The sequence below is a fragment of the Desulfocurvus vexinensis DSM 17965 genome (assembly GCF_000519125.1).
In the GTDB taxonomy this organism is placed as follows: domain Bacteria; phylum Desulfobacterota; class Desulfovibrionia; order Desulfovibrionales; family Desulfovibrionaceae; genus Desulfocurvus; species Desulfocurvus vexinensis.
Genome location: NZ_JAEX01000002.1, coordinates 227,819 through 239,704 on the forward strand (window position 1 = coordinate 227,819; position 11,886 = coordinate 239,704).

The following is an 11,886-nucleotide window of genomic DNA, read 5'->3' on the forward strand; positions in this document are numbered from 1 at the left end:
CGGCCTGCGGTGCGGGGGTTTTTCACAAAACCCGCGTTTCGGCCAGCCGGAGAACAATCCGTCACATACATGTAACATGCGATTTTTGCAAGCGTAATGCCCCACTCTGGCCGGTGTTGCATGGTTTTTGGAGTTTTCTACATGTGCATAAGGCCCGTGTTGCCCCCGGGGGGCGGCGCCCGGTGCCCCTGCGGCCTTGAATCCGGGGCCCGGGGGGCCTATACTGGGCGCCTGCGCCGCCGGGCCCGGCCCGGGGAGCGGCGCGCATCTTCCGGCCGGGAGCCGCCATGCCTTCGCCCGTGCGCTACGCGTACTATTCCATCGCCGCCTCGCTGCTGACCCTGGGCCTGAAGTTCGGGGCCTGGGCGCTTACCGGGTCCGTGGGGCTGCTCTCCGACGCCACGGAATCGCTGGTGAACCTGGCGGCGGGCATGCTCGCGCTGTGGGCGCTCACCGTCGCCGTGCAGCCCGCCGACGACGGCCACGCCTACGGCCACGGCAAGGCCGAGTATTTTTCCAGCGGCGCCGAGGGCGTCCTGATCATCGTCGCCGCCGGGGGCATCGTCTGGGCCGCGGTGGGCCGCTTCCTGAACCCGCAGCCCCTGGAAAGCCTGGGCCTGGGCCTGCTCATGGCCCTGGCGGCCTCGGGGGTGAACTGGTTCACGGCCCGGGGCATGCTGCGCGCCGCGCGGCGTTACGACAGCATCACCCTGGAGGCCGACGCCAGGCATCTGATGACCGACGTGTGGACCTCGGTGGGGCTGGTGGGTGGGCTGGCCGTTTTGCTGGTGGCTCCGCCCTCGTGGGCCGTGCTCGACCCGGTCATCGCCGTGGTCATGGCCGTGAACATCGTGGGCACCGGGCTGGGGCTGGTGCGCCGCTCCCTGGGCGGGCTCATGGACAAGGCCCTGCCCGAGCCCGAGATGCGCGCCATCCACGAGGCCATCCGCGCCGTGGCCGGGCAGGACGCCCTGTACCACGGCCTGCGCACCCGCAAGTCCGGCGCGCGCCGCTTCGTGGATTTCCACCTGCTCATGCCCGGCTCGACCTCCGTGGCCCGGGCCCACGCCCTGTGCGACGCCGTGGAGCTGGCCATCATCTCGCGCCTGCCGGGCACCCTGGTGACCATCCACGTGGAGCCCGTGGAGGAGCCGACCTCCTTCGACGGCCACGCCGTGGGCGGGGCCTGCGCCGGAAGCGGCAATTGCGGGAGCTGCCCGCCCGGGCCGGGCTGAGGCGCCCGGCCCCGGCCCGGCGTTGCGCATCATCGCGTTTTCCGGTAGCCGTACACCTCCTATGAGCGCATTCGACTGGAACCAGCACATGGCCGCCCGCCTGGCCGAGGCCCGCACCCGGGGCCTGTGGCGCGAGATCCCCCCCGTGGACCGCGGGGCGGACCGCACGGTGCTGTGGCAGGGGCGGCGCCTTTTGAACCTGGCCTCCAACAACTACCTGGGCCTGGCCGGGCGCGGCGAGCTGCGCGCGGCGGCAGTGCGCGCGGTGGAGGAATACGGCACCACCGCCGGGGCCTCGCGGCTGGTCACGGGCAACTTCGCCCTGTGCGACGAGCTGGAGCGCCTGACCGCCGGGTTCAAGGGCCAGCAGGCCGCGCTGCTCCTGGGCTCGGGCTACGCGGCCAATCTGTGCGTCATGGCCGCCCTGGCCGACCGCCACACCGTGGTTTTCTCCGACCGCCTGAACCACGCCAGCATCGTGGACGGCATCGCCCTGGCCCGCGCGGTCCACGCGCGCTACCGCCACGGTGACATGGAGCACCTGGCGGAGCTGCTGGCACGCCACGGCGACGCCCCGCGCAAGATCGTCGTCACCGACACCGTGTTCAGCATGGACGGCGACGTGGCCGACCTGGCGCGCATCGTGGAGCTGGCCCAGGAGCACGGCGCGCTGACGGTGGTGGACGAGGCCCACGCCACGGGCGTGCTGGGCGAGGGGCGCGGGCTGGCCCACGAGCTGGGCCTTTCCGACGCCGTGGACGTGCACATGGGCACCTTCTCCAAGGCCCTGGGCTCCCACGGGGCCTACGTGGCCGGGCGCGAGGACGTGGTGGCCATGCTGCGCAATTTCGGGCGGCCCTTCATCTTTTCCACGGCCCTGCCGCCGGCGGTGGTCGGGGCCAGCCTGGCGGCCCTGCGGCTGGTGGCCGCCGGGGGCGCCAAGGCCCGCAGGTTGCTGGACAGCGCCGCCGACCTGCGCCACCACCTCGCGGCCCTGGGCTTCTCCACGGGGCGCTCGGTGACGCAGATCATCCCCGTGATCCTGGGCGACAACGCCACGGCCCTGGCCGCGCGCGATTTCCTCATGGAGCGCGGGGTGCTCGTTCCGGCCATCCGCCCGCCCTCGGTGCCCGAGGGCACGGCGCGGCTGCGCGTGTCCCTGCGGGCGGACCTCACCGAGGCCGACATGGAGCGCGTGCACACGGCCTTCGAGGAGCTGGCCGTGGCCCGCTCGCGCGGGGGGCTGGCGTGAGCCTGGGGGCCTTTGTTTCCGGCTGGGCCGGGTACGCGGCGCTGTATCCGCGCCTGGCGCAGGCCCTGGACTTCGTGGTGCCCTTCGTGGACGCCGACGAGGCCGGGCTGGCGGCGCGGCTGGCGGGCGGCGGGCAGGTGCTGGTGGCGTGGTCCACGGGGGCGCACATGGTGCTGCGCCTGCGGGCCGGGCTGTTCCCGCTGTTCCGCCGGGTGGTGCTGGTGGCGCCTTTCGTGGCCTTTTGCGACTACGTGCCCCGCGAGCCGGTGCGGGCCATGCGCGAGGCCGTGGCCGCCGAGGGGCCCCGGCGCACGGTGCGCGCCTTCCACCGCTCCTGCGGGCTGCGCGGGGCGTTGCCCGAGGCCCCCGAGGCCCACGGCCCGGCCCTGGCCCGGGGCCTGGACTACCTGCTGACCTCGCGCGCCGTGCTGGCCGCCGGGGAGGACGGCGCGCGGGTGCGCGTGGTCCACGGCGCGGGCGACCGCGTGCTGCCCCTGGAGGCCTCGGCCCACGTGGCCGGGCTGCTGTCCGGCTCCTGGCGTTCGCTGGTGGACGCCGGGCACCATGTTCCCGAAGACATCCTCATGGCCATCCTGCATGAAGAAACGGGTTGCGACGCGTTTCAGCCGCGCGGCTGAGACCTACGCGGGGGCGGCCCAGGCCCAGGCCGAGGCGGCCCGGGCCTGCGCGGCGGCGCTGCCCGCCGGGCCCTGCGGCCTGGCCGTGGAAATCGGCGCCGGAGGCGGGCTGCTCACGGAGCTGGCCCGCGCGCGCTGCGTCTGGAGCCGCTACGTGGGCCTGGACCTCGCCCCGGGCATGCTGGCCCGGCTCGCGTTGCGCGGCCCGCACGAGGCGGCCCTGGTGGCCGACGGCGAGGCCGCGCCCCTGCGCCCGGGCCGGGCGGACCTGCTGCTCAGCGCCTCGGCCATGCAGTGGTACCGCGACCCGTGGCGCTCCATCCCCGCCAACCTGGGACTGCTGGCCCCGGGCGGGGCCTTCGCCCTGGCGCTGTTCGTGGAGGGCACCCTGGCCGAGTTGGCCCGGGCCAGCGCGGAGACGGGCTTCGGCTCCGTGTTGCCCCTGCGCCCGGCCCGGGAGTATGCGGCCATCCTCGGCGCCGCCCCGGGCATCGCCTTCCAGTGGCGCGAGTGGGAGAGCGTGCAGGTGGCGCCCACGGTGCGCGAGGCCCTGGCCGGGCTGCGCCGCACCGGCGCCACGGCCACCCCGGCCCCGCGCGCCCACGCCCCGGCCCGCTGGCAGGCCTTCGCCCGGCGCTACGCGGAGCTGTTCGCCGTGCCCGGCGGGGTGCGCGTGACGTACCGCGCCGTGCTGCTGTGGGGCCGCCGGGAGGGGTAGGGCGTCCGCCCGGCCCCGGGCGGAGGCAACAGGGCAGGCCTCAACGCCAAACGGCCCGCCGCGTGCGATACGCGGCGGGCCGTTGGTGTTTTCGGATTTCGCCCGAACCCCTAGACCTCGAAGAGCATCTCCAGGTCGTCGCGGGTCAGGGACTTCCAGGAGTCCTGCCCGGGGATGATGGACTCGGCCACCCCGCGCTTCATGTCCTGGAGCTGGAGGATCTTCTCCTCCACCGTGTTCTGGCAGATCATCTTGTAGGAGAAGACCTGGCGCGTCTGGCCGATGCGGTGGGTGCGGTCCGTGGCCTGGGATTCCACGGCAGGGTTCCACCATGGGTCGTAGTGGATCACGTAGTCGGCGCTGGTCAGGTTCAGGCCCGTGCCGCCCGCCTTGAGGGAGATCAGGAAGATGGGGATGTCCGGGTCCTGGTTGAAGCGGTCCACCTGCTCGAAGCGGTCCTTGGAGGCGCCGTCGAGGTAGGCGAAGGGGATGTCGCTGATCTGCAACCAGGAGCGGATGATGTGCAGCATCTGCACGAACTGCGAGAAGACCAGCACCTTGTGGCCTTCCTCGATGATGTCCGTGACCATGTCCTTGAAGGCGTCGAACTTGCCCGAGGGCAGGTTGGTGGACACCCCGGGCATGTCGAGCTTGAGCAGGCGCGGGTGGCAGCAGATCTGGCGCAGCTTGAGCAGCGCGTCGAGGATGGACATCTGGCTCTTGGCCATGCCCTTCTCGTCCACATCGGCCAGCACCTGCTCCTTGAGCTTTTTGGCCAGCTTGGCGTAGAGTTCAAGTTGCTCGTCGGCCAGGGCGCAGTACTGCACGTTCTCGATCTTGGGCGGCAGGTCCTTGGCCACCTGGCTCTTGGTGCGGCGCAGGATGAACGGCTTGACCCGCGTGCGCAGGAAATCCAGGGTCTCTTCGTCGCCGTCCTTGATGGGCTTGACCACGCCGCGCTGGAAGGAGTGCTGCGAGCCCAGGAACCCGGGCATGAGGAACTCGAACAGGCTCCACAGCTCGAAGAGGTTGTTCTCGATGGGCGTGCCCGAGAGGCACACGCGCAGCTTGGCGTCGAGCTTGCGCACGCTGCGCGCGGTGATGGTGTTCGGGTTCTTGATGTTCTGGGCTTCGTCCAGGATGATGGAGTTGAACTCGAACTTCTGGAGCTCTTCCAGGTCGTGGCGCAACAGGGCGTAGGTCGTCAGCACCAGGTGCGACTCGCCGATGTGGTGGAAGAGGTTGTCGCGCCGCGAGCCGTAGATGGTCAGCCGCGTCAGGCCGGGCACGAACTTCTCGGCCTCGCGCTCCCAGTTGGGCAGCACTGAGGTGGGCACGACGATGAGGTTCGGGCCCTCCATCTTGCGCTCGACCATGGATTGGATGAACGACAGGGTCTGGATGGTCTTGCCCAGGCCCATCTCGTCGGCCAGGATGCCGCCGAAGCCGTACTCGCGCAGGAAGTTCAAGAACGACAGGCCCTGGGCCTGATAGGGCCGCAGGCTGGCGTTCAGGCCCTTGGGCGCGTCGAGCTGGCGGATGGCCGTGAAGTTGTGGATCTTGGTGCGCAGCTCTTCCCAGAAGCCGTCCACCCGGGCCTCGGGCAGGTCTTCGAGGATCTTGTCCAGCACCGGGGCCTCGAACTGCTGGAACTCCTTCTTGGGCGGCTTGGCCGGGTCCAGGCCCATGGCCCGCAGCTTGTGGCCGAGCTTTTCCAGCCAGGACTCGGGCAGGCTGGTGTAGGTGCCGTCCTTGAGCTGCACGTAGCGCTTGCCGCTGGTCCATGCCTCCCAGATGGTGTCCATGTCCACGCGCTGGCCGTCGTAGTCCACGGCCAGTTCGAGGTTGAACCATTTCTGCTCTTCCTCGGTCTGCACCTCGGCGACGATGGTCGGCGTGGTCAGGCGGACCTTGTAGCGCGAGAGGTTCTTCTCGCCGTAGACGCGGTATTTGGCCACCAGGGAGGGGTACGCGTCGAGCAGGAAGGCGATGGCCTCCTCGGGCTCCAGGAACCAGTTCTCGTTGTTGCGCGGCTGGAAGTGCATGTCCACCAGCATCTGGGTCAGCTCGCCCTCGGCCCCCTGGTCGCGCAGGATGAGGTACGACTTGCCGCCGTACTGGTAGCTGCCGGTCTGCAGGTCGGGGTTGGGGCCGGGCAGGGAGGCTTCGCCGTGCTCGGTGTCGTAGATGTTCTGGATGCGCAGGGTCAGCAGGCTGCCTTCCTCGTCGAGGTAGAGCTTGGGCCTGTAGGCGGCGGGCACGAAGATGGGCTTCATGCGCTCGATGAATTCCTCCTGCCCGTGCAGGTCCGAGGCGGGCAGGCGCGTCCAGACGCGGTCCAGGAACTCGGAGATGTCCTCCTGGGGGATGACCGGGGCGGACTCGACCATGGATTTGATCAGCTCGGGCTCAAGGCCCGTCTGCACCGGGTAGAAGGTCTGCTTCAGGCAGACCCACAGCGGCATGCGCCCGTAGAGGAAGACCTCCTGCCCGCGGATGGAGAAGGGCACCTTGCCCTCGCGCGAGAGCATCACGTCGAAGGACAGGCCCTCGTCGGCGATGACTGGCGACAGCCGCAGGCGCATGGTCTTGACCTCGATGCGCACGGGCTGCTCGGTGTCCTGCCAGAAGAGGTAGTATTCGCCGCGGATGGCGCGGAAGAACCAGGAGTGCAGGCCCGAGGGGATCTCCACCCGGTGCCCGGCATAGTCGAGGTAGTGGGCGATCTGCCGGGCCAGGGTCGGCAGCATGGGCGCCATTTCGCACCAGTCGGGGTTCTCGATGATCTGGGCGAGGGTGACCTCGTTTTGCACGTTGGACAGGCCGGATTTGTTCTGCCGGGCGCGGAAGAAGGCCACCTGCAGGCGCCCGTGCTCGGGGTAGAAGCGGTAGACCAGATAGTGCTTGCCCGCCTCGGGGTCCGGCTCGGTGGAGAAGTAGGCGCGGAAGGTCTGGCGCCAGTCGGCGTGGGGCCGCACGGGCGCGGCCTCATCCTTGACCTCGAAGGTTTGGTAGAGCTTGAGGGCCGTGGCCGCGACGTGGCGGCAGACCCCCGAGAACGAGTCCGGGCAGTTGCAGTAGAAGTTCACCGCGCCGCCGGCGAGGTTCAGCCCCAGCTCGGGGCTGTACGACTGGAAGTCGTCGCCCTCGATCTGGCCTTCCACGTCCCAGTAGCCCTCGCGCTTGTTGAGCGAAAGCTTCTGCACCCCGCCTGCGGCGAGGATGGCGTGGGCGCCCTCGACGATGTATTCGGGGACGGTAAAATTGATGAATTCCTGGAGAAGGCTCTCGACGACCTTCTCTTCTCCGCTGTCCATGTGTGCCTTGGCCTCGTGTGCGCCCGGCCGGGTTTTTCCGGTGGGCTGTGGGGGTCGGGGGATCGGGCGCCCTGGTCCGTGATGGTACCAAAATTTGCGGGGTTGGCAAGAGCCCCTTGGCTTTTTGGGCGCCGTGGTCCATACTCGCAAGTCCCGGCAATGCGCCGTGCGCCGTGCGGGGGCGGATGTAAATAGCACATTTCACAAGAAAGGCAAGACCGGAAAGACCATGCCCGACAGACGTTTCTTTTCCTGCTTTTTCCTTGTGTTGGGCCTGCTGCTTTGGGGCTGCGACTCCGCCCCCGAGGGGCAGCGGCCCGCAGACGGTCCGGGCAAGGCCGTGGCGATACCCGAAACCCCCGAGGACGGCGGCACCTACGTCACCGCCAGCATCGGCGAGCCGTCGAACCTCATCCCGCCCCTGGCTTCGGATTCGGCCTCCCATGAGGTGGCCAGTCTGTTATATGTCTCGCTGCTCAAGTACAACAAGAATCTTGAAATAGAGCCCCGGGCGGCCAAATCCTTCGAAGTGCTCGACGGCGGGCGGCTCATCCGCTTCGAGCTGCGCCCCGGCATCCTGTGGAACGACGGCCAGGAGCTGACCGCCGAGGACGTGGAGTTCACCTACAAGCTCTACATCGACCCCGAGGTGCCCACGGCCTATGCCGAGAGCTACAAGCAGGTCAGGGAGTTCAAGATCACGGGCCGCTACACCTTCGAGGTGCGTTACGACAAGCCCCTGGCCCGGGCCCTGACCTCGTGGATGCTCGACATCCTGCCCAAGCACGTGCTGGAGAACCAGAACATCTTGGACACGCCGTTTGCCCGCGCGCCCGTGGGCGCCGGGCCCTACCGGCTCACGGAGTGGACCCAGGGCAGCCGCCTGGTGCTCACGGCCAACCCCGACTACTTCGAGGGCCGCCCGCACTTCGACCGCGTGATCTACCGCATCATCCCCGACCAGGCGACCATGTTCATGGAGCTCAAGGCCCGCAACCTCGACCTCATGGACCTGACCCCCCAGCAGTACAGCTTCCAGACCAGCGGGCCGGACTGGGAGGCCAATTTCCGCAAGTACCAGTATCTGTCCTTCGGCTACACCTATGTGGGCTACAACCTGTCCAACCCCATGTTCGCCGACGTGCGCGTGCGCCGGGCGTTCGCCCACGCCATCGACAAGCAGGCCATCGTCAAGGGCGTGCTGCTGGGCCTGGGCCAGCCGACCATCGGCCCCTACAAGCCCGGCACCTGGGTCTACAACGACGCCATCCGCGACTATCCCTTCGACCCCGAGGCCGCCCGGGCGCTCCTGGCCGGGGCGGGCTGGACGGACACCAACGGCGACGGCGTGCTGGACAAGGACGGGCGGCCCTTCGAGTTCACCCTGATGACCAACCAGGGCAACGAGTCGCGCATCAAGGCCGCGACCATCATCCAGGCCAACCTGGCCGCCATCGGCGTGCGCGTGAAGATCCGCACCGTGGAGTGGTCGGCCTTCATCAAGGAGTTCATCGACAAGGGCCGCTTCGAGGCCCTGGTCATGGGCTGGAACATCATCATCGACCCCGACCTGTACAACGTGTGGCATTCCTCCCAGGCCGAGCCCGGCGGGCTGAACTTCGTGGGCTACAAGAACCCCGAGCTCGACGCCCTGCTGGACGAGGGCCGCCACCTGCTGGGCCAGGCCGAGCGCAAGGCCGTGTACGACAAGGTCCAGCAGCTCCTGCACGAGGACCAGCCCTACACGTTCCTGTACTGCCCCCTGGCGCTGCCCGTGGTGGCCGCGCGCATCCAGGGCATCGAGCCCGCCCCGGCGGGCATCAGCCACAACTTCGAGAAGTGGTGGATTCCCAAGGCACTCCAGCGTTCCACCATGCAGCAGTAGGGCACCGCGCGCATGATCCGCATCACGGACATTCTCGACCGTTGCAGCTACCTGCCCGAAGCGGACAGGGCGCTGATCCAGAAGGCCTACGTGTTCTCCGCCGCGGCCCACGCCGGGCAGGTGCGCCTGTCCGGCGAGCCGTATCTCTCGCACCCGCTGGACGTGGCCTACGAGCTGGCCGGGATGCGCCTGGACGGCGCGACCATCGCCGCCGGGCTCCTGCACGACACGGTGGAGGACACCAAGGCCGAGGTGGAGGAGATCGACGCGCAGTTCGGCGAGGACGTGGCCGACATCGTGGACGGCGTGACCAAGATCAGCCAGATGCAGATGTCCTTCGACTCCAAGGAGGAAGCCCAGGCCGAGAACATGCGCAAGATGATCATGGCCATGAGCGAGGACATCCGCGTGCTCCTGGTCAAGCTGTGCGACCGCCTGCACAACATGCGCACCCTGGACTTCCAGAAGCCCCACAAGCGCAAGCTCATCTCCCAGGAGACCATGGACATCTACGCGCCCCTGGCCAACCGCCTGGGGCTGCACCTGCTCAAGACCGAGCTGGAAGACCTGGCCTTCAAGCACATCCGCCCCGACGTGTCCGACCAGGTGACCAAGGGGCTGGACCACTACGCCGAGAACGGGCGCGACTACATCGAGCGCGTGGTGCAGCTCATCCTGCGCAAGCTCAAGGACAACGGCATCAAGGCCGACGTGTCGGGCCGGGTCAAGCACGTCTACAGCACCTGGCGCAAGATGGAGCAGCAGGGTCTGACCCTGGACGAGGTCCACGACCTCATCGCCTTCCGCGTGGTGGTGGCGACCATCAAGGACTGCTACGCCGTGCTCGGCCTGGTCCACGCCGACTGGAAGCCCGTGCCCGGGCGCTTCAAGGACTACATTTCCATGCCCAAGGCCAACATGTACCAGTCGTTGCATACGACCGTGGTCGGGCCCGAGGGCGAGCGCATCGAGATCCAGATCCGCACCGAGGAGATGCACAAGCTGGCCGAGCTGGGCGTGGCGGCCCACTGGAGCTACAAGGAAAAGGGCTCGATAAAGACCGCCAGCCGCGACATGGAGCGCTACTCCTGGCTGCGGCAGATCATGGACTGGCAAAAGGACGAGGCCGACCCCAAGGAGTTCATGAAATCGCTGCGCTTCGACCTGTTCAAGGACGAAGTGTATGTGTTCACGCCCAAGGGCCAGGTGCGCGAGCTGCCCGACGGCGCCACGCCCGTGGATTTTGCCTACCTCATCCACTCCGAGGTGGGCGACCACTGCGCCGGGGCCAAGATCAACGGGCGGCTGGTGCCCCTGTCGCGCAAGCTGCGCAACGGCGACACCATCGAGATCATCACCGACAAGAACCGCCGCCCCAGTCGCGACTGGCTGAAGTTCATCAAGACCGCCAAGGCCCGCACGCGCGTCAAGCACTTCATCCGCACCGAGGAGCGCGCCCGGGCCATCGCCCTGGGCCACGAAATGCTGGAGAAGGAAGGCCGGCGCATGGGCGTCAACGTGGCCAAGGTCCACAAGGAAGGCCTGCTGGGCCCGGTGGCCGAGTTCTTTTCCTTCAAGGACGTGGAGGAGCTGTTCGCCTCGGTGGGCTATTCGCGGCTGACCCCGCGCCAGGTGCTCAACCGGCTGGTGCCGCGCCTGGACGAGGACGAGCGCAAGGAGGTGCGCCGCCCCGAGGACGGCGCCCGCCGCACCCCGGCCCCGGGGGCGGACAAGCCCGCCGAGCGCCCCGCCGCCCCTGGCGAGAAGATCAGCATCAAGGGCGTGGACGACGTGCTGGTGCGCTTCTCCAAGTGCTGCAACCCCGTGCCCGGCGACGCGATCATCGGCTACATCAGCCGGGGCCGGGGCGTGACCGTGCACACCACCGACTGCCCCAACGTGCAGACCATGGAGCCCGAGCGGCTTTTGGCCGTGAGTTGGGAGGGCCAGCAGGAACAGCCCTTCCCGGCCAAGATCCGCGTGGTCTGCCGCAACGCGCGCGGCATGCTCTCACGCATCGCCTCCGCCCTGGACAAGGTGGACGTGAACATCGACGCGGGCGCCTTCAATTCCAACGTGGACGGCAACAGCGAACTGCACCTGACCATCGAGGTCCGCGACACCGACCACCTCTACCTGGCGCTGAACAAGCTTTCATCACTGGAAAACGTGCTGGAAGCCGTGCGCGAGGCGGGCAAGGGGGAGGGGTGAGGGGGATACGCTGATTTAATGTGAAATTTGTTTGCATATAGGAGGATGAAGCGATGTCGAGAATTCAAAAGTTGTATGATGTTGCAAGGGGACGTGTATTTTTCTTTGATTTTGGTTTTGTTGATCGATGTTGCTGCACAAGTGAGGTGAATCATGTTGATAGCCCGCATTATGCGTTGTGCATCGGTTATAAACACAAAAGGATGACAAGTTTTTGGCTGCCTCTCTTTTCTCGAGACACAGGAGGGAAGCATGGAGAGATTTGTTCGCAATACAAAATTGGTGATAGGCGCTGGGTGGATAATTCAACGTATTACTATTGTAACCAAATATATGTGTTAAAATTCTCCACACTTCAGCGTGTGACTGGATGTGATAATTCTAGTGTTGGTAATTTTGTTGATGGAGAAGGAATGCAAAATATAAAAAACTGCTGTGCTCATCATATTGATTGTTTGCCGACAAGAGTGCATCCTGTCTTGAAAAGATGGGATGCATTGGCTACGGCCAGGTCTTTGTCAAGTTATTGACAATCCTTTTGTTTGATGATGTATATTTAAATGAAGTGTATTTGTTCTTCTTCGTTTGTGCTGGGTTCCATAGGATGTAAGAAGGCCCGGCCCGCAAACG

8 protein-coding genes are annotated in these 11,886 nt (G+C 67.1%); 7 read left to right on the plus strand and 1 reads right to left on the minus strand.

Features of this window, described 5'->3' with window-relative positions:
• Positions 1-287: 287 nt before the first annotated feature.
• The 4 genes from G495_RS17555 (at position 288) to G495_RS0104030 (ending at position 3,843) form a co-directional block, all read left to right on the plus strand.
• Entirely contained in the window at positions 288-1,235 is a 948-nt protein-coding gene (locus G495_RS17555; protein ID WP_051445046.1) for a cation diffusion facilitator family transporter, read from the plus strand.
• 61 nt (positions 1,236-1,296) lie between these two features.
• Positions 1,297-2,487, plus strand: a complete 1,191-nt coding sequence (gene bioF / locus G495_RS0104020; protein ID WP_028586738.1) for an 8-amino-7-oxononanoate synthase — start codon at positions 1,297-1,299, stop codon at positions 2,485-2,487.
• Complete coding sequence (locus G495_RS21595) at positions 2,484-3,125, plus strand: alpha/beta fold hydrolase (protein WP_051445047.1); 642 nt, start codon at positions 2,484-2,486, stop codon at positions 3,123-3,125. Before bioF ends, G495_RS21595 begins: the two co-directional genes overlap by 4 nt.
• Positions 3,085-3,843, plus strand: a complete 759-nt coding sequence (locus G495_RS0104030) for a class I SAM-dependent methyltransferase (protein ID WP_028586739.1) — start codon at positions 3,085-3,087, stop codon at positions 3,841-3,843. Before G495_RS21595 ends, G495_RS0104030 begins: the two co-directional genes overlap by 41 nt.
• A gap of 110 nt (positions 3,844-3,953) precedes the next feature.
• On the opposite strand, the gene G495_RS0104035 is transcribed toward G495_RS0104030, so the two are convergent.
• On the minus strand, positions 3,954-7,160 hold the full coding sequence (locus G495_RS0104035; RefSeq protein ID WP_028586740.1) for a DEAD/DEAH box helicase: 3,207 nt from the start codon (positions 7,158-7,160) through the stop codon (positions 3,954-3,956).
• Positions 7,161-7,389: 229 nt separating this feature from the next.
• Between G495_RS0104035 and G495_RS0104040 the strand changes: the two genes are divergently transcribed.
• Genes G495_RS0104040 through G495_RS21600 form a run of 3 tightly spaced genes read left to right on the plus strand, consistent with a single transcriptional unit; the run spans position 7,390 to position 11,786 of the window.
• Entirely contained in the window at positions 7,390-9,045 is a 1,656-nt protein-coding gene (locus G495_RS0104040) for a peptide-binding protein (RefSeq protein WP_028586741.1), read from the plus strand.
• A 12-nt stretch (positions 9,046-9,057) separates the two neighbouring features.
• Complete coding sequence (locus G495_RS0104045) at positions 9,058-11,256, plus strand: RelA/SpoT family protein (protein ID WP_028586742.1); 2,199 nt, start codon at positions 9,058-9,060, stop codon at positions 11,254-11,256.
• 53 nt (positions 11,257-11,309) lie between these two features.
• Positions 11,310-11,786 carry a hypothetical protein gene (locus G495_RS21600; RefSeq protein ID WP_156939570.1) on the plus strand — a complete coding sequence of 159 codons (477 nt, stop codon included), beginning with the start codon at positions 11,310-11,312 and terminating at the stop codon, positions 11,784-11,786.
• Positions 11,787-11,886 lie beyond the last annotated feature (100 nt).

What these genes read in the sequence shown, in the direction of transcription:
- G495_RS17555 (WP_051445046.1), top strand. Translation starts at nt 288, where the DNA reads ATGCCTTCGCCCGTGCGCTACGCGTACTATTCCATCGCCGCCTCGCTG.
- bioF (WP_028586738.1), top strand. Translation starts at nt 1,297, where the DNA reads ATGAGCGCATTCGACTGGAACCAGCACATGGCCGCCCGCCTGGCCGAG.
- G495_RS0104030 (WP_028586739.1), top strand. Translation starts at nt 3,085, where the DNA reads ATGAAGAAACGGGTTGCGACGCGTTTCAGCCGCGCGGCTGAGACCTAC.
- G495_RS0104035 (WP_028586740.1), bottom strand. Translation starts at nt 7,160, where the DNA reads ATGGACAGCGGAGAAGAGAAGGTCGTCGAGAGCCTTCTCCAGGAATTC.
- G495_RS0104040 (WP_028586741.1), top strand. Translation starts at nt 7,390, where the DNA reads ATGCCCGACAGACGTTTCTTTTCCTGCTTTTTCCTTGTGTTGGGCCTG.
- G495_RS0104045 (WP_028586742.1), top strand. Translation starts at nt 9,058, where the DNA reads ATGATCCGCATCACGGACATTCTCGACCGTTGCAGCTACCTGCCCGAA.
- G495_RS21600 (WP_156939570.1), top strand. Translation starts at nt 11,310, where the DNA reads ATGTCGAGAATTCAAAAGTTGTATGATGTTGCAAGGGGACGTGTATTT.